Consider the following 24,476-nt stretch of genomic DNA (forward strand, 5'->3'; position numbering starts at 1 on the left):
ACGAAAAGAGCGGCCGGGACCCAAACTCGCATCGCCTTAAGGCGATACTCAAACATGGGTCCCTCTTTTCCGCTCTTTTCGCCGGATCCCGAGGCGCCCCATACGGCCTGGTACACCTTGACGGCTCGCTTCGCATCGCGGGTCGGTGTGGACCGCCCTTGGGGGCGCTCCACACGGCTACACCCTGCGAGGTTTGAATCGACTTGCTCCCCTCTCCCGCTTGCGGGAGAGGGCGGGCGCAGGCAAAGCGATGGCGATGCAACCAACTCAGCCTGCCTCATCAAGCATCGTAGGGCCATCGCGCGAGCAGCCATCCGCTCATCGGACCTCCTTCAAATACTGGTCGCTAAACCCTTTCTGCGCTTCCGCCATCTTGCCGAAATCCACGGGCTTGGCGCGCGCATAGTCCGCCGCGGGCAGGAACCTGGCTTGCACTTCGCTGGGTATCGCGGCGCTGCGCACCGGCCGCAGATAGGCGTTGGCCCATAGCGCCTGTCCGGCATCGGACAGGACGAAATCAAGCACCTTCTTGCCTTCGGCTTCGTGCGGGGCCTTGTTCACCAGGCTCATCACGTAGGGCACCACTACCGTGCCTTCCTTGGGGATCACGAAGGCCACGTTGGATTTGTCCTTGTAGCGTGCGCGATAGGCATTGAAGTCGTAATCGAGCAGGATCGGGATCTCGCCGGAGAGCACGCGGGCATAGGCGGTCTGCTTGGGCACGATGGGCTGGTTCTTCTGCAGGTCGCGGAAGTATTTGAAGGCGGGGCCGAAGTTGTCCATCGAGCCGCCCAGGGCCTGGTTGATGGCGACGGCGCCGACGTAGCCGACGAAGGCGCTGGCGGGGTCGAGGTAGCCGATCAGGCCTTTGTATTCGGGTTTGAGCAGGTCGGCCCAGGATTGCGGCACGGGCTTGCCGCGCAGGGCGTCGACGTTGACCATGAAGCCGAGCGTGCCCGAGTGGATGGCGAACCAGTTGCCTTGCGGGTCTTTCAGGCCGTCGGGGATGTCGTTCCAGTGGGCCGGCTTGTAGGCGGCGGTGACGCCGTCTTTCTTGGCCTGGATGCCAAAGGTCACGCCGTAATAGACCACGTCGGCGACCGGGCTGCCTTTCTCCGCGACGAGTTGCGCGAGCGACTGGCCGGAGTTCTTGTTGTCGTGCGGCACCGTGACGCCGGTCTTTTCCTTGATGGCGCGGATCTGCGAGGCCCAGTCGGCCCATTCGGGCGGGCAGTTGTAGCAGATCGCGGTTTGCGCTGCCACGCCCTGGCTGAAGGCGGCGGCGCCGAGTGCGATGGCGATCCAGCGTAGCGGCTTGGGCCAGGTACGGCTTGCTTGCATGGTGAACTCCTTGAGTAGCGGACTGGGGCTGGGAAAAGCGGGTGGAAGACGGTTCATGCCGGCGCGGCGACGGTGCCGCCCAGGCGCAGGGTGTGTGGCAACAGGGTGATGCGTCCGGGCCTGGCGCCGTCCTGCTTGCCGGTGCCGGACGGCGCGAAGCGCGCAAGCAGACGCGCGACGGCGCGCTCGCCGATTTCGGTATTGGGTTGGACCACCGATGCCAGTGCCGGCTCCACCAGCGCGCCGAGAGCAATGCCGTCGTAGCCGAGCACGGAGATGTCGCGCGGCACGCGCAGGCCGAGCCGTTTCAGGTCCGAGATCACGCCGATCGCGAGCAGGTCATTGGTGCAGAAGAAGGCGGTCGGCGCGTCCGGCCCCACGGCCAGCGCGCGGATCTGTTCGGCGTTGCTGGCCGTGTGGGTGGGCAGGCATGCCGGTGGCGCGGGTTCCAGGCCGTGCGCCCGCATGGCGTCGCGGTAGCCGTCGAAGCGCTGGCGGGCACGGTCGGATGCGATGAAGGCGCCGGATACCACGCGGATGCGGCGGTGCCCGGCGGCGATCAGCGCTTCCACGCCTTCGCGGGCGCTGGCGCGGTTGTCTACCGAGACGGAATGGCGCTGGCTGCGGGCGGCAGCCTGGTTGTAGGTCAGCACGTAGGGCACACCTTCCGCGTCGAGCTGGTCGAGCACGGCGCTGCGGGCGGCATCGGCCACGGTCAGCACCATGCCGTCCACGCGGTGGCGCAGCAGGTATTCGATGCGTTCGCGCTCGCGCGCCGGGTCGTAGGCGCTGGTCACCAGCATCAGCGAGTAGCCGGCGGCCAGCGCTGCGTCTTCGATACCGCGCCAGCATTCGGCGAACACGGCGTTCTCCAGTGTCGGCAGCATCACGCCAATCATGCGGCTTTGCTGCGCGCGCAGTTTGCTGCCAAGCAGGTTGGGGCGGAAGCTGAGTTTCCGCGCTGCGTCCAGCACGCGCTGCACCGTGCCTTCGCGCACCAGCGCCGGGCTGTTGAACGCGCGGGACGCGGTGGCCAGCGAGACGCCGGCCGTCTGCGCCACGTCAGCCAGGGTGGCGGCGTCGGGCAGGGTGGGCGATCGGTCCTGGTTGCGCTTCACGTGTGTCGTTCCGGTCTCGGTTAGCGAAGAAGGCATGGCGGCAGAAATGAAAACGTTTTCATTCAAGCTGCAAAAAAATCGGGTAGCAAGCTCTTTTGCTGCTGCGGCGCATTAGTAAATTTGCGCTGCCGCAAGGCCTGACCCGGTACAGGGCGAATTCTGGCGATGCTGCATGACAGCACGATGACAGGCCCGCGTCCACGTTCCCGGAGCCGGGTAGCCTGAACCTGCCAGCGGCCGCAGAATGTGCGAGAAGCCGGACGGCACAAAGCACTTGAAACTCCCGCGCAATTTTATTAACATGTTAAGTACAGGCGGCGCCAACGGGCGATCCGCCACGACGATCCGCAAGCCGGGCAATGCAATGGCCGGGCGCAGAGCGGGCGCAACCAGACAGGAGCACGATGCGACAAGCCAGAATCGCTGCCGGCGGCCGGCCGGTGCGGGCAATGCCGGTGGACGAAGCCACCTTGCTGCCGTGGGACGGGGCGCGCGTCCTGCGTGAAGACGAGTTCATGTGGCAGCCCGCCATCACCGGCACGGTCTACGGCACGCTGCTGAATTTCAAGGGCGCGCTCGCGGCCCTGGGCGATAGCGTCAACGCCGCGCCGTACCAGGCGCCTCCGGCCGGACCCATCCTCTACATCAAGCCCGCCAATACACTGGCCGCCCACGGCAGCGAGGTAGCGTTGCCGCCGGGGCAGGACACGCTGGAGATCGGCGCCGCGCTGGGCATCGTGATCGGCCGCCGCGCCACGCGCGTCGATGCGGCGCGGGCCGCGGACTATATCGCCGGCTACACGGTGGTGTCGGACGTCAGCGTGCCGCATGCCAGCTACTACCGCCCGGCGGTGCGCCACAAGTGCCGCGACGGCTATTGCCCGATCGGCCCGTGGGTGACCGCGCGCGAGCAAGCGGGGAACCCCGATGCGCTCATGATGGTAGTGCGCATCAACGGCGAGGAACGCCAGCGCAATCACACCGGCAACCTGCTGCGCCCGGTAGCGCAATTGCTGGCCGATGTCACCGCCTTCATGTCGCTCGAAGCCGGCGATGTGCTGCTGGCGGGCGTGCCGGAAGGCGCGCCGCTGGCGCGTGCCGGCGACACCGTGGAGATCGAGATCGAAGGCGTAGGGTGCCTGCGGCACCGGGTCGTGGCAGCCATTGGGGAGACCGCATGAGAACCGCACGCGTGGCCTTCGATGGCCTGATCCACAGCGCGCAACCGGCGGGCGAGGGCGCACTGCGCCTCGACGATGGCCGTGTGGTCAGCGAGGTCGCGGTGACGTGGCTGCCTCCGCTGGCGCCGCGCACCACGTTCGCGCTCGGCCTGAACTATGCCGACCATGCACGCGAACTCGCCTTCAAGGCGCCGGAAGAACCGCTGGTCTTCCTCAAGGGGCCGGGCGCGTTCATCGGCCACCGCGCCCACACCATCCGGCCCGAAGGCGTGAAGTACATGCACTACGAGTGCGAGCTGGCGGTGGTGATCGGCAGCACCGCACGCGGCGTCAAGGCGGCGCAAGCCTACGACTACGTGCGCGGCTACACAGTGGCGAATGACTACGCCATCCGCGACTACCTGGAAAACTACTACCGCCCCAACCTGCGGGTGAAGAACCGCGACACCTGCACCCCGCTCGGGCCCTGGCTGGTCGATCGCGACGACGTGCCGGACCCGATGAACCTGGCGTTGCGCACCACCGTCAACGGCAAGCTGACCCAGCAGGGCAACACGCGCGACATGATCTTCGGCATTCCGTGGCTCATCGAATACTTCAGCAGTTTCATGACGCTGGAGGCGGGCGACGTGATCCTCACCGGCACCCCGGAAGGGCTGGCCGATACACAGCCGGGCGATGAAATCGTCACGGAAATCGAAGGCGTGGGGCGGCTGGTCAACACCATCGCCTGCGCCACCGGATACGGCAGCGTGCGCTGATACGCCACGCGCCAACAAGGAGGAAGACATGATCAAGCACTGGATCAACGGCAAGCAGGTCGACAGCAAGGACACCTTCGTGACCTGGAACCCCGCCACCGGCGAGGAGATCGCCACCGTGGCCGCGGGCGGCGAGGCCGAGGTCAACGCCGCGGTGGCGGCGGCCAAGGCGGCTTTTCCGAAGTGGGCCAATACGCCCGCCAAGGAGCGCGCGCGCATCATGCGCAGGCTGGCGGACCTGATTACCGAGCACGTGCCGCACCTGGCCGCGCTGGAAACCCAGGACACCGGCCTGCCGATCGCGCAGACCGGCAAGCAGCTGATTCCGCGGGCCGCCGAGAACTTCAATTTCTTCGCCGAGGTGTGCGTGCAGATGAACGGCCGCACCTATCCGGTCGACGACCAGATGCTGAACTACACGCTCTACCAGCCGGTGGGTGTGTGCGCGCTGATCTCGCCGTGGAACGTGCCCTTCATGACCGCCACCTGGAAGGTCGCGCCGTGTCTGGCGCTGGGCAATACCGCGGTGCTGAAGATGTCGGAGCTGTCGCCGCTGACGGCGGACCAGCTCGGCATGCTGGCGCTGGAAGCCGGCGTCCCGGCCGGTGTGCTCAACGTGGTGCAGGGCTACGGCGCCAGCGCGGGCGACGCGCTGGTGCGCCATCCGGATGTACGCGCGGTGTCGTTCACCGGCGGCACCGCCACCGGCAAGCGCATCATCGAGCGCGCCGGCCTGAAGAAGTTCTCGATGGAGCTGGGCGGGAAGTCGCCGGTGCTGGTGTTCGACGACGCCGACCTGGAGCGCGCGCTGGATGCCGCGCTATTCACCATCTTCTCGATCAACGGCGAGCGCTGCACCGCCGGCTCGCGCATCTTCGTGCAGGACACCGTCTATGACGACTTCGCGCGCAAGTTCGCCGAGCGCGCCAGGCGTTTGCGCGTGGGGGACCCGACCAGCGAGCAGACGCATGTGGGCGCCATGATCACCCAGCAGCACTGGGAGAAGGTCACGGGCTATATCCGCCTGGGCGAGCAGGAGGGCGCCACCATCCTGGCCGGCGGCGCGGAACGTCCGTCCGATCTGCCGGCGCACCTGCGCAACGGCAACTTCGTGCAGCCTACCGTGCTGGCGAATGTGGAAAACCACATGCGCGTGGCGCAGGAGGAAATCTTTGGCCCGGTGGCCTGCCTGATCCCCTTCAAGGGCGAGGATGACGGCCTGGCCATGGCCAATGACACCGCCTACGGCCTGGCCTCGTATATCTGGACGCAGGACGTGGGCAAGGTGCACCGGCTGGCGCGCGGCATCGAGGCTGGCATGGTGTTCGTCAACAGCCAGAACGTGCGGGACCTGCGGCAGCCTTTTGGTGGCACCAAGGCGTCCGGCACCGGGCGCGAAGGGGGCGAGTTCAGCTTCGAGGTGTTTGCGGAGGTGAAGAACGTTTGTATCTCGATGGGCGGGCATCACATTCCGCGCTGGGGCGTTTGAGAGCACCCGGCGCGCCGGGTGGGCTGCGAACCGGCGCCATGACAAAACAGGAGACACCGCAATGGGCAAGCTTTCACTCGCCGCCAAGATCACGCACGTACCGTCGATGTACCTGTCGGAGCTACCCGGCAAGCACCACGGTTGCCGCGAAGCGGCAATCGCCGGCCACCGCGAGATCGGCCGGCGCTGCCGCGAGCTTGGGGTCGACACCATCGTAGTGGCCGATGTGCACTGGCTGGTCAACGCCGGCTACCACGTCAACTGCAACGCGCATTTCGAAGGCATCTACACCAGCAACGAGCTGCCGCACTTCATCAAGGACATGGCCTATGCCTACGACGGCAACCCCGAACTGGGCCGCCTGATCGCCAGCACCGCTACTGAACGTGGCGTGATGACGCGCGCCCATGAGATCGCCAGCCTGGAACTGGAATACGGCACGCTGGTGCCGATGCGCTACATGAACGCCGACGGCCACTTCAAGGTGGTGTCGGTCGCGGCCTGGTGCGCCTGGCACCAGCTCGACGAGAGCCGCCGCTTCGGCGCCGCGCTGCGCGAGTCCATCGAGGCCAGCGACGCCAATGTGGCCTTTCTCGCCAGCGGCTCGCTGTCGCACCGTTTCAACGACAACAACAGCCCCGAGGAAAGCATCCACCAGATCAGCCGCGAGTTCTTCAAACAGGTGGACCTGCGCGTGGTGGAACTGTGGAAGCAGGGCGACTGGGCCACCTTCTGCCGCATGCTGCCCGAGTACAACGAGCACTGCATCGGCGAGGGCGGCATGCACGATACGGCCATGCTGCTTGGCTTGCTGGGCTGGGACAAGTACGACCAGCCTGTCGATATCGTCACAGACTATTTCACCAGTTCCGGCACGGGCCAGATCAATGCGGTCTTCCCGGTGCGCTGACGGATCACTGGATCGCTGGATCACTGGATCACGACTCACCAACGAGGCCGCCAATGCCCCACATCATCGTCGAGTACACCGATAACATCCGGGCCGAGGCGCGCGTGCCGGCCCTGCTCAAGACCATCAACGACGTGCTGATCGCGCAGGACGGGGTGTTTCCCACCGGCGGCATCCGCTCGCGCGCGCTGGCACTGACCGACTACCGCATGGCGGACGGCGAGGAGGACTATGCCTTCGTCCATATCACGCTGAAGATCGGCGCCGGGCGCGCCGAGGCGGTAAAGAAGACGGCTTGCGACGCGCTGTTCGAGGCCGTCAAGGCGCACTTTGCCGAGCTGTACGCGCGGCGCTACCTGGCGCTGTCGATGGAGCTGGTTGAGTTCAACGAGGGCGGCAGCTACAAGCACAACAACGTCCATGCCCGCTTCAAGAAAGCCTGACCGGCGCCACGCCCACTCAATCTCAACGCTACCCACGGAGACCCCATGCTCAGCCCTGAGCTGATTCGCCAGCTTGCCCATCGCCTGCACGATGCGGAACAATCGTGCAAGCAGATCCGGCAGATCTCGCTGGACCATCCCGACATCACTATCGAAGACGCCTACGCCATCCAGCGGGAATGGATCGCGCACAAGCTGGCCGGGGGCCGCACCGTCAAGGGCCACAAGATCGGCCTGACCTCGCGCGCCATGCAACTGTCCTCGCAAATCGACGAGCCCGACTACGGCACTTTGCTCGACGACATGTTCTTCCAGGACGGCGCAACGATTCCCCCCGGCCGGTTCATCGTGCCGCGCGTGGAGGTGGAACTGGCCTTCGTGCTTGGCAAGCCGCTCAAGGGGCCGCACTGCACGCTGTTCGACGTCTACGACGCCACCGCCTACGTGATCCCCGCGCTGGAGATCATCGATGCGCGCAGCCATTCGATCGACCCCGACAGCAAGCGCCCGCGCAAGGTGTTCGACACCATCGCCGACAATGCCGCCAATGCCGGCGTGGTCATGGGCGGCCGGCCGGTGAGGCCCTTCGATGTGGACCTGCGCTGGGTCTCGGCCATCATGTCGCGCAATGGCGTGATCGAGGAAACCGGCGTGGCCGCCGGCGTGCTCAACCATCCGGCAAACGGCGTGGCCTGGCTGGCGAACAAGCTGCATCCGTTCGGCGTGAGCCTGGAAGCGGGCGAGGTGATCCTTGGCGGCTCCTTCACCCGGCCGGTGGCCGCCAGCCCGGGTGATACATTCCAGGTGGATTACGGCGCGCTGGGCGCCGTGGCTTGCCATTTCGCATGAATCCGAGGCCATCATGGAATTTCCCCTCAATACCTTCAAGCGCGCGCTCGCCGCGGGCGAGCAGCAGGTCGGGCTCTGGCTCGGGCTGGCCAGCCCGTACGCGGCCGAGGTGCTCGCCGGCGCCGGCTTCGACTGGCTGCTGATCGACGGCGAGCACGCGCCCAACACGGTGCCGTCCATCCTGGCGCAGTTGCAGGCGCTGGCCGCCTATCCGGTGCAACCGGTGGTGCGCGCGTCCTGGAACGACACCGTGCAGATCAAGCAACTGCTCGACCTTGGTGTGCAGACGCTGCTGGTGCCCATGGTGCAGGACGCCGCCGAGGCCGCCGCCGCCGTAGCGGCGACGCGCTATCCGCCGGAAGGCGTGCGCGGCGTGGGCAGCGCGATGGCGCGCGCCTCGCGCTGGAACCGCGTCGATGGCTACCTGGGCCGCGCCAACAGCGAGATGTGCGTGCTGGTGCAGGTAGAGACGCGCGCCGGGCTTGAACATCTGGACGAGATCGCGGCCACCGAAGGCGTGGACGGCGTATTCATCGGCCCGGCGGACCTGGCTGCCGATATGGGGCACCTTGGCAATCCGGGCCATGCAGAGGTACAGAGCGCCATCGCCGGCGCTATCGCGCGCATCCGCCGCGCCGGCAAGGGGGCGGGCATTCTCAGCGCCGATGTGGCGCAGTCCCGCAAGTACATGGCCCTCGGGACGACGTTTACCGCGGTTGGCGTGGATGCCACGATGCTGGCCCGTGCGGCGGAAAGCCTGGCTGCGCAGTTCAAGGGGCGGGGCGGTGCCGGGGCCGGCGGGGACAAGACGTACTAGCCGGAGCCGGCCGGTGCGACAAAACCGTCTGCAATGACGACGGCTGTTACTCCTTCTCCCCTCATGGGGAGAGGGTTGGCGCGGTTTGGCCAGGAACCACTGGAAGCGGAGCCAATGGTTTTTTCCGGCACGAAGGCGTAACCAGCGCCGGCCCTCTCCCCCGCCCCCTTTTTCCGCAAGCGGGAGAGAGGAGCAGATCAGCGTATCCGAGGCAGGTCCCATCCTGGCAGCACGAAAAACAAGAGAGGAAGCGAGGAGTCACAATATGCAAACATCAGCCTGCCCGCCATGCGCGCGCTCGCTCTCTATCGCGCGGCAAACATTCCGTGCTGCGGTCCTGCTGACGGCATCGCTCTGCGGCGTTACCCAGGCCCTGGCCGCCGATCCCCCCGCACGCTGGGTGGTGCCCTCTACCGCGGGCGGCGGCAGTGACCTCGCCACGCGCATCGTCGCGCAGACGATCGCGCCGGTCATGCACCGGAACATCGTGGTCGACAACAAGCCCGGTGGCGCCACCATCCTGGCCGCGCAGGACGTGGCCAAGGCCCGCGCCGACGGCGCCACGCTGCTGACCGCCGGGCAGGGCATGCTGGTGCTCAATCCCGCGCTGTACCGTAAGCTGCCTTACGACGTCGGCAGGGACTTCACGCTGGTCACCTCGCTGGTGAAGCTGCCGGTGGTGCTGGTGACCAACCCGGCTCTGCCGATGAATACGCTGCCCGAGTTCATCGCCTGGATAAAGGCCGGGCAGGGCAAGGCGACCTATGCCTCGGTGGGCGCCGGCAGCCCGCATCATCTGAGTGCCGAACTGATGCTGGACCGCGTGCAGGCCAGCGCGGTGCATGCGCCCTACAAGGGCACCCTGCCGGCGCTGCAAGACGTGGCGGGCGGACAGGTCGATTTCATGATGGCTGACCTGTCGGCAGCGGTGCCGCTGATCCGCGCCGGCCGCCTGCGAGCGATTGCGCTGCCCGCTGAACAACGATCGGCGGTACTGCCGGATGTTCCGACCTTTGCGCAAGCCGGCTTGCCGGGGTTCACGGCCTTTGCCTGGCAGGGCGTGGTAGTGCCGGCCGGCACGCCGGCCGCTTTAGTCGACAAACTCAACGCGGCGATCACGGCCGCGCTGAAGGATCCGGCTGTGGTCAGGCAGATGCAGGAGCTTGGCCTTGAACCCATGGGCGACACGCGGGCAGGATTTGCCGAGTTCGTGGAGCGTGAGCGCGTGAAGTGGGGAGCCTTGATCCGCGCGCACAAGATCGCGCTGGACTGAGCCGCGCCTAGGTGGTCTGCCGTGCTGGCACGGGCGCGGCCATGCCTTCCTGGACACGATTTGCGATGTCCTGCAGCGGCGCAACGAACCGCTTGATCGCTTCTTCCTCGCTCAGGGCGCGCGCGAGATACACCACGTTCAGGCTGCCGCGCACGCGGTCCTGATACCGGATCGGCACGGCGACGGCGCCGATCTTGCGCTGCTCGAGCCAGTCGCCGCGATTGGAGCCAAAGCCATCCGCGCGCACGCGCTCCACCAGCTTGCGGACATAGGCTGCGTTATTGGCCAGCGCCGCTTGTTCTTCGCCCCCCGCCCCCGAACGGAGCAGGTTGAGGATATCGTCCCGTTCGGCGTCGCCGCAATACGCAAAATAGGCCCGCCCGGCTGCCGTCGAGAGCATCGGCAGGCGCCGTCCCACCATCGCACGGTGAAAGGACAGCGGGCTGAAGCGATGGGTGGTTTCGCGAATGATCATGGCGTCGCCGTCGGGCGTGGTCAGGTCGGACGGCCACAGCACGCGCTGCAAAAGTTCTCCCATCAGCGGCGCGGCGATGGTGGAGATCCACTCGTCGTCATTGAAGCCTTCACTCAGGGCCCGTACCTGCAGCGTCAGGCGATAGCTGTCGTCCGACTCGCTGCGGCGCACGTAGCCTTCCGCGATCAGCGTCTCCAGCAGGCGCCTGACCGTGGTGCGGTGCAGCCCAGTCAGTTCGCTCAGTTGCAGGGCGGTCCCGCGCCCGCTTTCCATCCGGTTCAGCGCCTTCAGCACGTCCAGTCCACGGCTAAGCCCGCGCACGCTGGCATACGGGGAGGTTCGGCTATGCGGCATAAATTACCCTAAAAAACCCTTTTAAATCAACGTTGTGCACTCCTTGCACATTCTGTTCGTTTTTTTGTCGGGATGCAATCGGGTCTCTACACTCCGCTGTACTACTTAGACATTCACGAACGAAGGAGACACGATGCCCAGCGCCGCCACCAGCCTCAAGCCCGTCCAGTCCAGCCAGGCCAGCCAGCCGTTCCAGAGCATCTGGGGTGAGTTGCGCGGCGTTTCCTTCAGCCAGGGCTGGCTCGATGCCAAAGGCATCCGCACCCGTTACCTGCATGCCGGCAGCAGCGACAAGCCAGCACTGATTCTGCTGCATGGTGTCGGCGGCCACGCCGAGGCTTATGTACGCAACCTGCAATCGCATGCCGAGCATTTCGACGTATGGGCCATCGACATGATCGGCCACGGCTGGACCGACAAGCCGGCAGGCGGGCGCGAGATTCCCGATTACGTCGACCATGTGATCCGCGTGATGGATTCCCTGGGCATCGAGCGCGCCTCGTTCAGCGGTGAGTCGCTGGGCGGCTGGGTGGCCTCGCGACTGGCCATCGACCATCCCGAGCGGGTGGAGCGGCTGGTACTGAACACGGCCGGCGGATCGCAGGCGGACCCGGTGGTGATGGAGCGCCTCAAGACGCTGTCGATGCGCGCCGTGGAAGAACCGGGCTGGGACTTCATCAAGGCCCGCGTGGAATGGCTGATGGCCGACAAGGCCAAGGCCTTCGACGACCTGATCGCCACGCGCCAGGCCATCTACGCGCAAGCGGGCATGGTCGAGGCCCAGCGCGGCAACATGGTGCTGCAGGACATGGAAACGCGCCAGCGCAACATCCTGCGCGCCGAGCACTATGGCCGCATCAAGGCCCCGACGCTGGTGCTGTGGACCTCGGATGACCCCACCGCCGATGTCTCGGAAGGCCGCCGCATCGCCACCATGATTCCCGGCGCGCTGTTCACGGTGATGGATGGCTGTGGCCACTGGCCGCAGTTCGAGGATGCCGCCACCTTCAACCGCATTCACCTGAACTTCCTGCTCGGCAACGCCGTGCCGGAAGCGACTGCGGTTTAAGCCCGCCAGATCCGCGAAACAGCAGGAGAGGAGACATGAACAACGCCATCGAGATGGCGGGCGGAGACGCTCGTCCGCAGGATCTTGCCACCGACGTCGCCATCATCGGCGCCGGGCCGGTTGGCCTGATGATCGCCAACATACTTGGCCTGCAGGGCGTGCGCGTCGTGCTGGTCGAGAAGCTGGACCAGATCATCGATTACCCCCGCGCCATCGGGCTCGACGACGAGGCACTGCGCGTGTTCCAGTCGGTCGGCCTGGCCGATGCGCTGCTGCCGCATACCACGCCGCACCACTGGATGCGCTTCGTCACGCATACCGGCCGCTGCTTTGCATCGATCGAGCCGCGCACCGACGAGTTTGGCTGGTCCCGCCGCAACGCCTTCATCCAGCCGCTGGCCGACCGCGTCCTGTATGACGGCCTGCAGCGCTTTGCGCATGTGAGGGTCCTGCTGGGCCACGGCATCGCGGCCTTCACACAGGACGAACTTGGCGTGACCCTCAGCGCGGAAGACGCGCAGGGGCGGGTCACTTCGATCCGCGCTGCCTATATGGTGGGCTGCGATGGCGGCAACAGCATCGTGCGGCGCACGCTCGATGTGCCGTTCGAAGGGCGCACCAAGCCAAACCAGTGGATTGTGGTCGACGTGCGCAACGACCCGATCGGCACGCCGCATATCTACATGCATTGCGACGCGACCCGCCCCTATGTCTCGGCCGCGTTGCCGCACGGGATCCGCCGCTTCGAATTCATGGTCATGCCCGGCGAGACGGAAGAGGAATTGTCCCGGCCGGAAAACCTCGCCGCGCTGATCCGCAAGGTGGTGGCCGAGCCGGACAAGGTCGACTACATCCGCAAGCGCGTCTATACGCACAACGCGCGGCTGGCGCGCACGTTCCGCGTCCACCGCGTGCTGCTGGCGGGCGACGCCGCGCACATCATGCCGGTCTGGCAGGGGCAGGGCTACAACAGCGGCATCCGCGATGCGAGCAACCTGGGCTGGAAGCTGGCGATGGTGGTCAAGGGCGTGGCGCAGGACCGCCTGCTCGACACCTATGGCGTGGAACGCCGCGCCCATGCGCGCTCGATGATCCACCTGTCGGAGGTGGCGGGCGACATCTTCGCGCCCGCCAGCCGCTTCGGTGCGTCGGTGCGCGACGGCCTGACGCGGGTGCTGAACGTGTTTCCCCCGGTAAAGCAGTACTTCGTGGAGATGCGCTTCAAGCCCATGCCGCGCTACGAATCCGGGGTGGTGCTGTTGCCCGGGCGCCAGCGGGACGACGGCTTCCTCGCGCGCTTGCTGGAGCGCTCCGGCAACTCGCCGCTGGGACGCATGCTGGGGCTGATGAGCGAGAAACGGGATTCGCTGGTGGGAAGGCTTGTCCACGGCCGCGATCCGGCCGGCGGGTCGCCGGTCGGGCGCATGTTCATCCAGCCGATGGTGCGGACCGAGGCAGGCCATACGGTGCGCCTCGACGACGTGATCGGCAATCGCTTTGCCATCGTTGCCTGGGGTGCCGACCCGACCTTCGGCCTTACGCCGCAAGCGCGTGCCGTCTGGGAAAAGCTGGGCGCCTGTTTCGTGATGGCCAAGCCCGATACGCAGCTCGCCTATCGCGACGATGTGCCGGACGGCGTGATTGCCATCGGCGATGCCGCCGGGCGCCTCAAGGAATGGTTCGGCAAGGTGCCGGACTCCGTGGTGCTGCTGCGTCCCGACCGCTTCGTGGCCGGCATGTGCTCGCCGCAGCAGGTGTCGGAGGCCATCCAGGCGCTGGCCGGGAAGCTTGCCCTGGCCGACGTGTCGCCGGCGGCATCTGCTGCCTCGGGCGTACTGCCTGCCCAGCCGGACGCGGCGCCGGTGCCCGGCCGCGCGATCGCCTTTGCGCGGGGAGCCTGACATGCCGATGCATCTCGAATGCCTGTCCCATACGCCGCTGCACGGCTATTACGATCCCGCACCGGAGATCGTGGCCGAAGTGGAGCGCGTGCAGGCCGCGGCGCGTGCCCGGGTACAGGCCTTTGCGCCGGAACTGGTGGTGGTCTTCGCTCCGGATCATTTCAATGGATTCTTTTATGACGTGATGCCGCAGTTCTGTATCGGCGTCGAAGCCAGCGCCATCGGCGACTTCAAGAGTCTCGCCGGCCCGCTCGATGTGCCGCGCGGCACTGCCATTGCGATGACGCAGGCCGTGCTGGCCAGCGACGTGGACGTGGCCGTGTCGTACCGCATGCAGGTGGACCACGGCTGCGCGCAGGCGCTGGAAGTGCTGCTGGGCGGGCTCGGCCAGTGCCCGGTGATTCCCGTCTTCATCAACTCGGTGGCGCCGCCCATGGCGACGTGCCGCCGTGCGCGGCTGCTGGGCGAGGCCATCGGTGGCTTCCTGCAAGGCCTGGGCAAGCGCGTGCTGGTGGTGGGGTCGGGCGGCATTTCACATGAGCCGCCCGTGCCGGAAATCGCTTCGGCCAACGCGGAGGTCGCCGAGCGCCTGATTGCGGGGCGCAACCCGTCGCCCGAGTCGCGTGCTGCCCGCCAGGCGCGTACCGTGGCCGCCGCGCAAGCCTTCACCAAGGGCGACAGCCCTCTGCATCCGCTCAATCCGGCATGGGACAGGGCTTTCCTGGAACTGCTCGCCAGCGGCAACCTGGGCGGGGTGGATGCGATGCGCAACGACGACATCACGCGCGACGCCGGCAAGTCGGCGCACGAGATCCGCACCTGGATCGCCGCATTTGGCGCGCTGGCCGCCGCCGGGCCTTACCAGGCATCGGTCGAGTACTACCGGCCCATCGACGAATGGATCGCAGGCTTCGGCGTGATGCAGGCACGGCCTGCCACCGGGCACGCATAACCCAACCAGGATCAACCATGTCAAACCAGGAAATGACGCTCGCGCTTGCCAGGCGGCTGCGCGAGGCAGAGCAGACGCGCACGCCGGTCGAACCGCTGCGCGGCGAAATCCCGCCCGGCGATGCCGCGATGGCCTATGCCATCCAGCGCGCCAACGTCGACGCGTGGCGGGCTCAGGGCCGCCGCGTGGTGGGCCGCAAGATCGGCCTGACTTCGCCAGCGGTGCAGCGCCAGCTTGGCGTGGACCAGCCCGACTTCGGTACGTTGTTCGCCGACATGGTCTTCGGCGACGACGAGCCGATTCCGGTAGCGCGCACCCTGCAGCCGAAGGCGGAAGCCGAGGTCGCGCTGGTGCTCTGCCGCGATGTGCCGGAGGAGGACGCCACGCTGGTGGACCTGATCAACGCCATCGCCTACGTGCTGCCCGCGATTGAAGTGGTCGGCAGCCGTATCCGCGACTGGGATATCTCGTACGTGGATACCGTGGCCGACAACGCCTCCAGCGGCCTGGTGGTGCTCGGCGCTGTGCCCGTGCCGCTGGCCGGCCTGGACCTGAAGACCGTGAAGATGGAAATGCTGCGGGACGACGAGCGCGTCTCCATGGGTTCGGGTGCGGATTGCCTTGGCCATCCGCTCAACGCCGCGGTCTGGCTGGCCCGGAAGCTGGCCTCGCTGGGCGACCCGCTGCGCGCCGGCGACCTGATCCTGACCGGTGCGCTCGGCCCGATGGCCGCCGCCGGACCGGGGCAGTGCTTCGAGGCCCGCATTAGCGGCATCGGCAGTGTGCGGGCACGGTTCGCACAGGGCTAGCGCGCCGCGTATCAAGCGATTTACCCCATTAGAAATACACAAGGAGACAACATGAAATACGCAAAACCCATCCTGGCAGCACTGCTCGCGACCGTCGGCCTGGCCGCCAACGCCCCCGCCATGGCCGACACCTTTCCCAGCCGGCCGCTGACCATCGTCGTGCCGTTCCCCGCCGGCGGCGTGACCGACATGATTGCGCGCCAGATGGCGCAGCAGATGCAAACCGGTCTCGGCAAGCCGGTCGTGGTCGAGAACCGGCCCGGCGGTGGCGGCCAGATCGCCGCGCAATCGGTCAAGCGTGCCGATGCGGACGGCTACACCCTGTTTGTGGCCGCCACCGAAATGTTCGCGATCAATCCTGGTCTGTACCGCAATTTCTCGTACGACCCGCTCAAGGATTTCAAGCCGGTGACGGCACTGGCTTCGTCGCCGCTCGTGCTGGTGGTGCCGCAGGGCAGCCCGGTCAATTCCGTCAAGGAACTGGTGGCGCTATCCAGGAGCAAGCCAGACGGCGTGAACTATGCCTCTCAGGGCATCGGCTCGATCGGGCACCTGCTGGGCGGCCTGTTCGCCGACAAGTCCGGCGGCCATATGACCCACGTGGCCTACAAGGGCTCGGCCCCGGCCTTGCAGGATGTGATGGCGGGGCAGGTCGACATGATGTTCGACCCGGTGATCACCACCTCGCCGCTGATCAAGGGCGGCAAGGTCAAGCCGCTGGCCATCGCGGCGCCTCGCCGCTCGCCTTCGCTGCCGGACGTGCGCACGCTCTCCGAGCTCGGCATTGGTGGGCTGGATGCCGGCGTCTGGTTCGGCATGGTGGTCAAGACCGGCACGCCTGATGCCATCGTCGCGCGTCTCAATGAGGCGGCGGTCAAGGCGCTCAAGGCACCCGAGGTGACCAGGCGGTTTGCCGACCAGGGCCTGGAAGCGCTGCCCATGACGCCGCAACAGTTCGGCGCCTTCCTCAACAGCGAAAGCACGCGCTGGGCCCCGCTGGTCAAGGCCAGCGGCGCCAGCGTGGAATGACGCGAAACAAGCAACAGGAGAACGACATGACCCGCAAGCTGAAAGCAGCCATCATCGGTTCCGGCAATATCGGCACGGACCTGATGATCAAGATCATGCGCCACGGCGAGCAGATCGAGATGGGCGCGATGGTCGGCATCGACCCGGCATCGGACGGCCTGGCACGCGCCGCGCGCCTCGGCGTGGCGACCACCCACGAGGGCGTGGAAGGATTGACGCGCATGCCCGTGTTCGGCGACATCGACATCGTGTTCGATGCCACCAGCGCCGGCGCGCACGTGAAGAACGATGCGTTCCTGCGCGGCCTGCGCCCGTCGCTGCGCATGATCGACCTGACGCCGGCGGCCATCGGCCCGTACTGCATCCCGGTGGTCAACGGCGACGCCCATCTCGACGCACACAACGTCAACATGGTCACCTGCGGCGGACAGGCCACCATTCCCATGGTGGCCGCTGTCTCCCGCGTGGCGCCCGTGCTGTACGCCGAGATCGTCGCGAGCATTTCCAGCAAGAGCGCGGGCCCCGGCACGCGCGCCAATATCGACGAATTCACCGAGACCACCTCGAAGGCGATCGAAGCGATCGGCGGGGCCTGGAAGGGCAAGGCCATCATCGTGCTCAATCCCGCCGAGCCGCCGCTCATCATGCGCGACACGGTTTACTGCCTGAGCGAGATGGCGGAGCAGGATGCGGTCGCCGCGTCGATCGAAGCCATGGCCGCCGAGGTGCAGCAGTATGTGCCGGGGTACCGCCTCAAGCAGAAGGTGCAGTTCGAGACGATCCCGGCCAATGCGCCGCTGGTGGTGCCGGGCGTGGGGCGGGTGAGCGGGCTCAAGACTTCGGTGTTCCTGGAGGTGGAGGGCGCTGCCCACTATCTTCCCGCCTATGCCGGGAACCTCGACATCATGACCAGCGCCGCGCTGACCATCGCCAGGCGCATGGCCGGCGCCATGCTTGCCCAACGCGCTGCCGCCTGACGCGGCCGCTCATCAGGAAAGACTGTCATGGAAGACCAGAAGAAACTCTATATCTCCGACGTGACGCTGCGCGACGGCAGCCACGCCGTCCGTCACCAGTACAGCATCGAACAAGCCGTCCGGATCGCCAGGGCCCTCGATGAGGCCAGGGTCGACTCCATCGAAGTGGCGCATGGCGATGGCCTGCAGGGGTCCAGCTTCAACTATGGCTTCGGCGCCCATACGGACCTGGAATGGATCGAAGCGGTGGCCAGCGTGGTCAGCCATGCCAAGGTCGCCACCTTGCTGCTGCCCGGCATCGGCACCGTCCATGATCTCAAGGCCGCCTATGGCGCCGGCGCGCGCATCGTCCGCGTGGCCACGCATTGCACCGAGGCGGACGTCTCGCGGCAGCATATCGAGTACGCCCGCCACCTGGGCATGGAGGCGGTCGGCTTCCTGATGATGAGCCACATGACCACGCCCCAGCACCTCGCGGCGCAGGCAAAGCTGATGGAGAGCTACGGCGCCACCTGCTGCTACGTGGTGGACTCGGGCGGCGCGCTGACCATGAACGATGTCCGCGACCGCTTCCGCGCCTTCAAGGACGTGCTGAAGCCGGAAACCCGGACCGGCATGCACGCCCACCACAACCTGAGCCTGGGCGTGGCCAACAGCATCGTGGCGGTGGAGGAGGGCTGCGACCGCGTCGACGCCAGCCTTGCCGGCATGGGGGCCGGCGCCGGCAATGCGCCGCTGGAAGTCTTTATCGCGGCGGCGGAGCGCATGGGATGGAACCACGGCTGCGACCTCTACAAGCTGATGGATGCCGCCGACGACATCGTGCGTCCGCTGCAGGACCGGCCGGTGCGGGTCGACCGCGAAACGCTGGCGCTGGGATATGCGGGCGTGTATTCCAGTTTCCTGCGCCACAGCGAGGCCGCGGCGAGCAAATATGGCTTGAAGACGGTCGACGTGCTGGTCGAACTCGGGCGCCGGCGCATGGTGGGCGGGCAGGAAGACATGATCGTCGACGTGGCGCTGGATTTGCTGGAGGCGCGCAAGGCCAGCGAGGAAAAAGGTGCGAAGGCCGTTGCCCGGGATGCCGCCTGACAAGGGCCATCCGGCGCCGGTTTGCGGCAGCAAGGTAAACCGCCGCCGCAGGGTAAGGCGTCAGCATGATCCATGGCGTCGCCCGGCCATTCCTCAATCCAGCTCAAACAAAAAGCCGCCTCCACGCAAGCACGCGGAGGCGGCGCCGGGCGGCGGCCTTGATTGCCGCCGCAAGCCAATTCGTTATGCCGGCAAAGTGATTAACGCTGGCCCTGCTGGCCGCTTTTCTGGCCTTGCTGGTTTTGCTGCCCAGCCTGGTCGGCCTTTTGGCCCTGTTGTCCTTGCTTGTCGTGCTGGCCGCCTTGCTGGCCTTGGCCACGGTCCTGCTGCTGTTGCTGGCCGCCCTTCTGGTCCTGGCTGCCGGACTGGCCGCCTTGCTGACCGGATTGCTGCTGTTGCTTGCTTTGGTCTTGCTGGCCTTGGCCGGGTTGCTGTTGCTGTCCCATTGTGCTCTCCATGGCGCGGCGGAATGCCGCGTTAATGGAGGGGTGCAAGGCGCGTGCCACGCTGCGGGTATCCATGCCACCTGCCGGTCACCCGAGATCGCGTGCGCCCCGCATTGGACCGGCTGGCAACGGTTTGCGCGTCTCCCTGGCCTTGCTTTTCTTTTGCCGCCACCAGTCGGGCAAGGGCACGATGTTCACGGCCCCGCACATGCCGGGCACTATGGACCGCAGGCAGGCCAGTGCTTTTTACAAACGCCGCAGGTTTTTTACAAGCGCCGTGAAGGCCGCAATGCAGTGAAGCCGGACGCGGTGCTTCAGGCCGCCAGCGTGAATGCCGGACGGAGTCCGGCGGGGGCAGCCTGGCTGTTTCTGTCCGCCAGCAAGCTCAGGGCAGAGGGGCCTAGCGTGTTGGCGCAGGCGGCCCTTAACGCAGCGACGCCCGCCAGTCCCACTTGCCCGGCCAGCCACTCGGGGCGTGCGTTCTTGTCCATCGCCAGCAGGTAGATCGTATGCGCTACCCGCTGCTCGCGCAGCAGGGTGCGCAGCGATTCGCCTTCCGCGAACAGGCGTGCGCGTACCAGGCGCGGCGTGGCCTGCCAGCGCTCGGCCACCAATGCCGCATTCCAGGCCAGCCGGGGGTGTTCGAACATCTCGCCGGCGAGGGCGCGCGACCAGTATTTCTGGCTGGGGTATGTGCCGCCCGGCGTGGCGGCCAGCGTCATGCGCGGACAGGCGTCGTCCGGCACCGCGCGCAGCGTGATCACCGCGCTGCGCCCGGGCGCCGGCAGCAAATCGCAATCGAAATATGAAAAGGCAGGGACCACGAACGGATTCCCCGGCCACACCTCGCGCCGCGCGTTGGCGTCGCGCAGGCGCGCGCTGCCTCGCAGGGCGTCGACGCGCACCGCGAAGGGAAAGCGCAAGCGGGACAGGCGCAGATCGGTTCTGCTGACGAGGGCCATGCGAAGTTCAGGAGGGTCCGGCTGGCAGGCGACGCGCGGGGCGCGAAGCCGAACTCGCATTGTACGGGTTCGCAAGGCCAGTGGCTTCCGGGATGGCGAAGGAAGGTTTCATCGGCCGCGTTGGCTACATTGGCTACAGTTCGGACAAGCCAAAGTGACGCAGGCGCTCAAGATCCGTCACCCGGATGCTCTGGTACGACAGGTCCACCATGCCCTCCGACGCCAGCCGCCGCAGCGCCTGGTTGACCCGCTGGCGGGAAAGTCCGGTCAGCAGGCCAATCTCCTCCTGGGATAGCTCCAGCACCTCGCTGGTACGCGGATACAGCGCGGGATGGAACAACTGGGCCACCGCTTGCGCCACGCGCGCATCGACGCTCAGCAGGCGCTCGTTTTGCACGGTGGCGATGAACTGGCCCATGCGTTCATTGAGCTGGCGCACCACGAAGCTGGCAAAAGGCAGGCTCTCGGCCAGCAAGGTGTGGAATACGGTGTCCGGCACCAGCGCCACGCGCGAGTCGCGGATGGCGATCACATCGTATCTCCGTGCTTCGCGCTTGATCACGCTGCCTTCTCCGCACCAGCCGCCCGCCGGCACGCCCGAGAAGGTGCAGCCGCGCCCGTCCGGCGTGTAGACCGCGAGCTTGATCAGGCCACGCTCCACCCCGATCCAGTAGCGCGAAGGCTCGCCGCGATGCGCCACGAAGGCGCCCGCGGCAAAGTCCTGCACGACCAGTTGCCGCGCCGCCAGTGCCTGATGGCCGGGCGCGAGCGCGGCGAACCATTCATGTTCCGAGAGCAGGGCGGCATGCCCGGTGCACGGCGAGGATGCTGGCGGCTGTGTGGCGGCTGCAGAGGGGGGCGTGAGCGCTTGGGGTGTGGCTGATGGCGGGCTGGACATGATTTCGGCTTGGCCCGGCGCGGGCATTGTCATCCGGACGACAGAGCTTCGTCGTGTGCGATGATAGCCTTGCACAGCGAAAAGTAACAGCGACCGGCCGCGCTTGGTTCATCCTGTGGAAAGGAACCGGCCCTGCCGGCGCATGCGGAGACTACAGCAATGCCAAGCGATTTCGATACCGGCCTGGGCAAGAACCCGGCCAACCACGTTCCCCTGACACCGATCGACTACCTGGCGCGCGCCGCCGAAGTCTATGGCGATCGCCTGGCCATCGTGCACGGCCCGGTGCGCCAGAACTGGCGCGAGACCTATGCACGCGCGCGGCGCCTGGCCAGCGCGCTGGCGAACCTGGGCGTGGGCAAGGGCGATACCGTAGCAGCCCTGCTGCCCAACACGCCCGCCATGGTGGAGGCGCATTTCGGGGTGCCGATGGCCGGGGCGGTGCTCAATGCGCTGAATATCCGGCTGGATGCCGCCAACCTGATTTTCATGTTGCGCCATGGCGAGGCCAGGGTGCTGCTGGCCGACACCGAGTTTGCCGACCTGGCGCGGCAGATCGCCAACGAGATCCCGGGGCTGAAGGTAGTCGCCGTGGTGGACGCACTGGGCCCGCAGGACGCGCAGCCCTTCGGCGAGACCGACTACGAAAGCCTGCTGGCCTCCGGCGATCCCGCATTCGCCTGGCAAATGCCCGCCGACGAGTGGGATGCGATCGCACTCAACTACACCTCGGGCACCACCGGAGACCCCAAGGGCGTGGTCTACCACCATCGTGGCGCGGCCATCAACGCCATCTCCAACATCCTTGAGTGGGACCTGCCCAAGCACGCGGTGTACCTCTGGACGCTGCCGATGTTCCACTGCAACGGCTGGTGCTTCCCGTGGACCATCGCGGCGCGCGCCGGGGTCAATGTGTGCCTGCGCAAGTTCGAGCCCAAGCTGGTATTCGACCTGATGCGCGACGAAGGCGTGACTCACTACTGCGCCGCGCCCATCGTGCATACCGCGCTGGTCAACGCGCCGCCGGCCTGGCGCGAAGGGCTGCGCGGCCCGGTGCGCGGCATGGTGGCGGGTGCGCCGCCGCCGGCCGCGGTGCTGGCGCAGATGGAGGAAATGGGCTTCGAGCTGACCCATGTCTATGGCCTGACCGAGACCTACGGCCCGGCCGCGGTGTGCGCCGAGCAGGACGATTGGGCCGGGCTGTCGCAAGAGGACCGCGCCACCAAGAAGGCAAGGCAGGGCGTGCGCTACCACCTGCAGACGGAGGTGGCCGTGCTGGACCCGGACACCATGCAACCGGTGGCCTCGGACGGCGAGGAAATCGGCGAGATCATGTTCCGCGGCAACATCTGCATGAAGGGCTACCTCAAGAACGAGAAGGCCACGCGCGAGGCATTTGCCGGCGGCTGGTTCCATACCGGCGACCTGGGCGTGTGCACGCCAGACGGCTACGTCAAGATCAAGGACCGCAGCAAGGACATCATCATCTCCGGTGGCGAGAATATCTCCAGCGTGGAAGTGGAAGACGCGATCTATCGCCATCCCGCCGTGCTGGCCGTGGCGGTGGTGGCCCAGCCGGATGTGAAATGGGGCGAGACGCCCTGCGCGTTCGTGGAGCTGAAGGATGGCGCCAGCGCAACGGCCAAGGAACTGATCGCCCATTGCCGCACCCTGCTGGCGGGCTTCAAGGTGCCCAAGGCGGTGTACTTCGGGCCGTTGCCTAAGACATCGACGGGCAAGATCCAGAAGTTCGAGTTGCGCAAGAAGGTGAAGTCGGATACGGCGATCGATGTTTAGGGGCGCAACGTGCCTCGACAGAAGCCGACGGCATGTCAAAGCAGTCGGCAATGACGATGGCTGTCAGTTCCTTTCCCCGCCGGGGGAGAGGGGTGGTTCAGCTACCTGGCTTGCGTGTCAGGTTGCCAGTTGCGGCAGGAACGAAATGTCGACGTGATAGTGCTTCGGATTATTCCGATCTAAAAGGACGGTGATGTGCTCACCCGTCACATAGTCGGTCGGATCGAACCAGATGTTGCCGCTGTAGAAGATGTGGATTCGCGATGTCGCCGGGTCCAGCCATTGTGCCGTGATCCGGTAGGGCGTGCGTCCATTGACTTGCATGCTTTCGTTCTCTTCGATGCCCTGGATGCGTGCTTGGACCGGTACGCCCCGGCTGCGCAAGTAGGCTTCTCGACGCGATGAGCGCCGTGCCAGCACGACCATCGTGGCGCCAATGGCGAAGAACACGAGGCCGATGCCACCGACTATCGTTGCCGCCCCCTAAAGGGGGAAGAATTCGTCGGGCGTCGCTTCATTCGGCTTTGCCGGCGAATACAGTACCGGGATCGTATCGCCGACTGTGTAGCCAGGTGGGTTGCTGCCACTCGAGGAACGGAATTCGACGGTCCCGCTTGGCGTCTGGAAACGAATGATTGGTCTGTAGGTCGTCGAACCGCGGTCGTGCAGTGCATCGAGGGCAACGACGGTGCCGTCCGCACGCACCGCGTTCGACAGGAATGAACGCGTGTGCTGACCGATGGCGACTGCACCAAGCAGCAACGCGATACCTATGACGGCGAAGGTGTACTTGATGATACTCAGGTTTTTCATTGGGTTCATTTTATGGGTGCGCCTCACTTGTCCGATAAGACTGGGTGGCCTCATCAGGCGCAGGTCTTCTGATTCATCGGTTGGCATCCTATTTTCCGATCGCTGCAAATATCCCGTCGCCGTAGCACAAACGCGCCGAATGTGAATATGTCCATTGTCGCCCGCATTCCTTTCTAGTCGGCCTCGGCTGAGTACTGGAAGGCCCTGCCCGCGATTGCTTGGCGCTGCGCGGAATCACACAACTGATTTCAAGAATTTTCCAATTTTTTCGTTAGCGATCAGTAAGGTAGTTCGCCGAAATTAATAGCATGGAGGTCCATGTGATGGATATAGGACAAGTACGAATTCATGTTAAAAAAATGTTAAATTTCAAAAACGGCATATAAGGTATTTATGGCATATAAAAAGACGTTTAAAGTCCTGCGTCAGCATCGATCACGCCGACAACGGAGCGGAAACCATGACGGATCCGGATGAACAACGGAGGACATACGGCAGTGCGCCGTTCAAGGGATTGTCCGGGCGCCAGGCTTACTTCCTCGAGGTGCCCGGCACGGCCAGCGCCGCCGAGCTGTCGGTGGTGTCATTCGAAGCGGTGGAGCGCATGGGCGAGCCCTATACCGTCACCATCCAGCTGACGCACCCCTTGCCGCTTGAGCGGGCCGACTATCTCGGCAAGGACGCGACGTTCCTGATCGATCCCGGAGACGGGACGGAGCC

General features: G+C 66.1%; 24 protein-coding genes and 1 pseudogene. 17 read left to right on the forward strand and 8 right to left on the reverse strand.

Translation table 11 applies throughout. The features are described 5' to 3' along the window. Nucleotides 1-318: 318 nt before the first annotated feature. Both AC1DS6_RS39700 and AC1DS6_RS39705 read right to left on the reverse strand, forming a co-directional pair. Nucleotides 319-1,341, reverse strand: coding sequence for an ABC transporter substrate-binding protein (locus AC1DS6_RS39700; protein WP_441629728.1), 1,023 nt, complete (start codon nucleotides 1,339-1,341; stop codon nucleotides 319-321). A 53-nt stretch (nucleotides 1,342-1,394) separates the two neighbouring features. Then, nucleotides 1,395-2,459: a substrate-binding domain-containing protein gene (locus tag AC1DS6_RS39705; RefSeq protein WP_441629729.1), complete on the reverse strand. Its 1,065-nt coding sequence runs from the start codon at nucleotides 2,457-2,459 to the stop codon at nucleotides 1,395-1,397. Nucleotides 2,460-2,974: 515 nt separating this feature from the next. Here AC1DS6_RS39705 and AC1DS6_RS39710 point away from each other — a divergent pair. The 8 genes from AC1DS6_RS39710 (at nucleotide 2,975) to AC1DS6_RS39745 (ending at nucleotide 10,182) form a co-directional block, all read left to right on the forward strand. Continuing rightward, entirely contained in the window at nucleotides 2,975-3,640 is a 666-nt protein-coding gene (locus AC1DS6_RS39710; protein ID WP_477104562.1) for a fumarylacetoacetate hydrolase family protein, read from the forward strand. Continuing rightward, nucleotides 3,637-4,401 carry a fumarylacetoacetate hydrolase family protein gene (locus AC1DS6_RS39715; RefSeq protein WP_477104550.1) on the forward strand — a complete coding sequence of 255 codons (765 nt, stop codon included), beginning with the start codon at nucleotides 3,637-3,639 and terminating at the stop codon, nucleotides 4,399-4,401. Before AC1DS6_RS39710 ends, AC1DS6_RS39715 begins: the two co-directional genes overlap by 4 nt. A gap of 28 nt (nucleotides 4,402-4,429) precedes the next feature. Continuing rightward, nucleotides 4,430-5,890 (forward strand): 5-carboxymethyl-2-hydroxymuconate semialdehyde dehydrogenase, encoded by a 1,461-nt coding sequence (hpaE, locus tag AC1DS6_RS39720; protein ID WP_441629731.1) that lies wholly within the window; start codon nucleotides 4,430-4,432, stop codon nucleotides 5,888-5,890. Nucleotides 5,891-5,951: 61 nt separating this feature from the next. Further along, on the forward strand, nucleotides 5,952-6,800 hold the full coding sequence (hpaD, locus tag AC1DS6_RS39725) for a 3,4-dihydroxyphenylacetate 2,3-dioxygenase (protein ID WP_477104551.1): 849 nt from the start codon (nucleotides 5,952-5,954) through the stop codon (nucleotides 6,798-6,800). 53 nt (nucleotides 6,801-6,853) lie between these two features. Then, entirely contained in the window at nucleotides 6,854-7,243 is a 390-nt protein-coding gene (locus tag AC1DS6_RS39730) for a 5-carboxymethyl-2-hydroxymuconate Delta-isomerase (RefSeq protein ID WP_441629733.1), read from the forward strand. A 45-nt stretch (nucleotides 7,244-7,288) separates the two neighbouring features. Next, nucleotides 7,289-8,092 (forward strand): 2-oxo-hept-4-ene-1,7-dioate hydratase, encoded by an 804-nt coding sequence (gene hpaH, locus AC1DS6_RS39735; RefSeq protein WP_441629734.1) that lies wholly within the window; start codon nucleotides 7,289-7,291, stop codon nucleotides 8,090-8,092. A gap of 13 nt (nucleotides 8,093-8,105) precedes the next feature. Continuing rightward, nucleotides 8,106-8,909, forward strand: coding sequence for a 4-hydroxy-2-oxoheptanedioate aldolase (hpaI, locus tag AC1DS6_RS39740; protein WP_477104552.1), 804 nt, complete (start codon nucleotides 8,106-8,108; stop codon nucleotides 8,907-8,909). Between the two features lie 265 nt (nucleotides 8,910-9,174). After that, a complete protein-coding gene (locus AC1DS6_RS39745; protein ID WP_477104553.1) occupies nucleotides 9,175-10,182 on the forward strand; it encodes a Bug family tripartite tricarboxylate transporter substrate binding protein in 1,008 nt (335 codons plus the stop codon). A 7-nt stretch (nucleotides 10,183-10,189) separates the two neighbouring features. Here the strand turns inward: AC1DS6_RS39745 and AC1DS6_RS39750 are convergent, their stop codons facing one another. Then, nucleotides 10,190-11,011, reverse strand: coding sequence for a DNA-binding transcriptional regulator (locus AC1DS6_RS39750; protein ID WP_441629737.1), 822 nt, complete (start codon nucleotides 11,009-11,011; stop codon nucleotides 10,190-10,192). Nucleotides 11,012-11,144: 133 nt separating this feature from the next. On the opposite strand from AC1DS6_RS39750, the gene AC1DS6_RS39755 reads away from it, so the two are divergent. The 7 genes from AC1DS6_RS39755 to dmpG are packed head-to-tail and all read left to right on the forward strand — an operon-like array spanning nucleotide 11,145 to nucleotide 18,840. Then, on the forward strand, nucleotides 11,145-12,080 hold the full coding sequence (locus AC1DS6_RS39755; RefSeq protein ID WP_441629738.1) for an alpha/beta fold hydrolase: 936 nt from the start codon (nucleotides 11,145-11,147) through the stop codon (nucleotides 12,078-12,080). A 35-nt stretch (nucleotides 12,081-12,115) separates the two neighbouring features. Further along, entirely contained in the window at nucleotides 12,116-13,981 is a 1,866-nt protein-coding gene (locus tag AC1DS6_RS39760) for a bifunctional 3-(3-hydroxy-phenyl)propionate/3-hydroxycinnamic acid hydroxylase (RefSeq protein ID WP_441629739.1), read from the forward strand. A gap of 1 nt (nucleotide 13,982) precedes the next feature. Beyond that, nucleotides 13,983-14,933: a 3-carboxyethylcatechol 2,3-dioxygenase gene (locus AC1DS6_RS39765; protein ID WP_477104554.1), complete on the forward strand. Its 951-nt coding sequence runs from the start codon at nucleotides 13,983-13,985 to the stop codon at nucleotides 14,931-14,933. Between the two features lie 17 nt (nucleotides 14,934-14,950). After that, a complete protein-coding gene (gene mhpD, locus AC1DS6_RS39770; RefSeq protein WP_477104555.1) occupies nucleotides 14,951-15,742 on the forward strand; it encodes a 2-keto-4-pentenoate hydratase in 792 nt (263 codons plus the stop codon). Between the two features lie 51 nt (nucleotides 15,743-15,793). Beyond that, nucleotides 15,794-16,771, forward strand: a complete 978-nt coding sequence (locus AC1DS6_RS39775; RefSeq protein WP_441629742.1) for a Bug family tripartite tricarboxylate transporter substrate binding protein — start codon at nucleotides 15,794-15,796, stop codon at nucleotides 16,769-16,771. A gap of 26 nt (nucleotides 16,772-16,797) precedes the next feature. Beyond that, complete coding sequence (locus AC1DS6_RS39780) at nucleotides 16,798-17,748, forward strand: acetaldehyde dehydrogenase (acetylating) (RefSeq protein ID WP_441629743.1); 951 nt, start codon at nucleotides 16,798-16,800, stop codon at nucleotides 17,746-17,748. 27 nt (nucleotides 17,749-17,775) lie between these two features. Next, complete coding sequence (dmpG, locus tag AC1DS6_RS39785) at nucleotides 17,776-18,840, forward strand: 4-hydroxy-2-oxovalerate aldolase (RefSeq protein WP_477104556.1); 1,065 nt, start codon at nucleotides 17,776-17,778, stop codon at nucleotides 18,838-18,840. A 200-nt stretch (nucleotides 18,841-19,040) separates the two neighbouring features. Here dmpG and AC1DS6_RS39790 read toward each other — a convergent pair whose 3' ends face one another. The 3 genes from AC1DS6_RS39790 to AC1DS6_RS39800 form a co-directional block, all read right to left on the reverse strand. Next, the gene (locus tag AC1DS6_RS39790) at nucleotides 19,041-19,286 is read right to left on the reverse strand and encodes a hypothetical protein (RefSeq protein ID WP_035871606.1); all 246 of its coding nucleotides are present in this window, start codon (nucleotides 19,284-19,286) and stop codon (nucleotides 19,041-19,043) included. Between the two features lie 314 nt (nucleotides 19,287-19,600). After that, nucleotides 19,601-20,248 (reverse strand): AraC family transcriptional regulator, encoded by a 648-nt coding sequence (locus AC1DS6_RS39795; protein ID WP_477104557.1) that lies wholly within the window; start codon nucleotides 20,246-20,248, stop codon nucleotides 19,601-19,603. A 133-nt stretch (nucleotides 20,249-20,381) separates the two neighbouring features. Then, nucleotides 20,382-21,146 (reverse strand): Crp/Fnr family transcriptional regulator, encoded by a 765-nt coding sequence (locus AC1DS6_RS39800; protein WP_477104558.1) that lies wholly within the window; start codon nucleotides 21,144-21,146, stop codon nucleotides 20,382-20,384. Nucleotides 21,147-21,305: 159 nt separating this feature from the next. Between AC1DS6_RS39800 and AC1DS6_RS39805 the strand changes: the two genes are divergently transcribed. Continuing rightward, nucleotides 21,306-22,943, forward strand: coding sequence for an acyl-CoA synthetase (locus AC1DS6_RS39805; RefSeq protein ID WP_477104559.1), 1,638 nt, complete (start codon nucleotides 21,306-21,308; stop codon nucleotides 22,941-22,943). Nucleotides 22,944-23,060: 117 nt separating this feature from the next. Here AC1DS6_RS39805 and AC1DS6_RS39810 read toward each other — a convergent pair whose 3' ends face one another. Together AC1DS6_RS39810 and AC1DS6_RS39815 are read right to left on the reverse strand one after the other, a co-directional pair. Continuing rightward, a complete protein-coding gene (locus tag AC1DS6_RS39810) occupies nucleotides 23,061-23,393 on the reverse strand; it encodes a DUF3592 domain-containing protein (protein WP_477104560.1) in 333 nt (110 codons plus the stop codon). Nucleotides 23,394-23,426: 33 nt separating this feature from the next. Next, a complete protein-coding gene (locus tag AC1DS6_RS39815; protein ID WP_477104561.1) occupies nucleotides 23,427-23,843 on the reverse strand; it encodes a DUF3592 domain-containing protein in 417 nt (138 codons plus the stop codon). Between the two features lie 373 nt (nucleotides 23,844-24,216). On the opposite strand from AC1DS6_RS39815, the pseudogene AC1DS6_RS39820 reads away from it, so the two are divergent. Beyond that, nucleotides 24,217-24,476 (forward strand): annotated as a pseudogene (locus tag AC1DS6_RS39820) (type VI secretion system tip protein VgrG); the annotation flags it as partial.

This window comes from Cupriavidus sp. 05L310, from assembly GCF_056398185.1.

Bases quoted from the DNA above. Each gene is read 5' to 3' on its own strand.
- AC1DS6_RS39700 (WP_441629728.1), bottom strand. From the start codon at position 1,341: ATGCAAGCAAGCCGTACCTGGCCCAAGCCGCTACGCTGGATCGCCATC.
- AC1DS6_RS39710 (WP_477104562.1), top strand. From the start codon at position 2,975: ATGTGGCAGCCCGCCATCACCGGCACGGTCTACGGCACGCTGCTGAAT.
- AC1DS6_RS39715 (WP_477104550.1), top strand. From the start codon at position 3,637: ATGAGAACCGCACGCGTGGCCTTCGATGGCCTGATCCACAGCGCGCAA.
- hpaE (WP_441629731.1), top strand. From the start codon at position 4,430: ATGATCAAGCACTGGATCAACGGCAAGCAGGTCGACAGCAAGGACACC.
- hpaD (WP_477104551.1), top strand. From the start codon at position 5,952: ATGGGCAAGCTTTCACTCGCCGCCAAGATCACGCACGTACCGTCGATG.
- AC1DS6_RS39730 (WP_441629733.1), top strand. From the start codon at position 6,854: ATGCCCCACATCATCGTCGAGTACACCGATAACATCCGGGCCGAGGCG.
- hpaH (WP_441629734.1), top strand. From the start codon at position 7,289: ATGCTCAGCCCTGAGCTGATTCGCCAGCTTGCCCATCGCCTGCACGAT.
- hpaI (WP_477104552.1), top strand. From the start codon at position 8,106: ATGGAATTTCCCCTCAATACCTTCAAGCGCGCGCTCGCCGCGGGCGAG.
- AC1DS6_RS39745 (WP_477104553.1), top strand. From the start codon at position 9,175: ATGCAAACATCAGCCTGCCCGCCATGCGCGCGCTCGCTCTCTATCGCG.
- AC1DS6_RS39750 (WP_441629737.1), bottom strand. From the start codon at position 11,011: ATGCCGCATAGCCGAACCTCCCCGTATGCCAGCGTGCGCGGGCTTAGC.
- AC1DS6_RS39755 (WP_441629738.1), top strand. From the start codon at position 11,145: ATGCCCAGCGCCGCCACCAGCCTCAAGCCCGTCCAGTCCAGCCAGGCC.
- AC1DS6_RS39760 (WP_441629739.1), top strand. From the start codon at position 12,116: ATGAACAACGCCATCGAGATGGCGGGCGGAGACGCTCGTCCGCAGGAT.
- AC1DS6_RS39765 (WP_477104554.1), top strand. From the start codon at position 13,983: ATGCCGATGCATCTCGAATGCCTGTCCCATACGCCGCTGCACGGCTAT.
- mhpD (WP_477104555.1), top strand. From the start codon at position 14,951: ATGTCAAACCAGGAAATGACGCTCGCGCTTGCCAGGCGGCTGCGCGAG.
- AC1DS6_RS39775 (WP_441629742.1), top strand. From the start codon at position 15,794: ATGAAATACGCAAAACCCATCCTGGCAGCACTGCTCGCGACCGTCGGC.
- AC1DS6_RS39780 (WP_441629743.1), top strand. From the start codon at position 16,798: ATGACCCGCAAGCTGAAAGCAGCCATCATCGGTTCCGGCAATATCGGC.
- dmpG (WP_477104556.1), top strand. From the start codon at position 17,776: ATGGAAGACCAGAAGAAACTCTATATCTCCGACGTGACGCTGCGCGAC.
- AC1DS6_RS39790 (WP_035871606.1), bottom strand. From the start codon at position 19,286: ATGGGACAGCAACAGCAACCCGGCCAAGGCCAGCAAGACCAAAGCAAG.
- AC1DS6_RS39795 (WP_477104557.1), bottom strand. From the start codon at position 20,248: ATGGCCCTCGTCAGCAGAACCGATCTGCGCCTGTCCCGCTTGCGCTTT.
- AC1DS6_RS39800 (WP_477104558.1), bottom strand. From the start codon at position 21,146: ATGTCCAGCCCGCCATCAGCCACACCCCAAGCGCTCACGCCCCCCTCT.
- AC1DS6_RS39805 (WP_477104559.1), top strand. From the start codon at position 21,306: ATGCCAAGCGATTTCGATACCGGCCTGGGCAAGAACCCGGCCAACCAC.
- AC1DS6_RS39815 (WP_477104561.1), bottom strand. From the start codon at position 23,843: ATGCCAACCGATGAATCAGAAGACCTGCGCCTGATGAGGCCACCCAGT.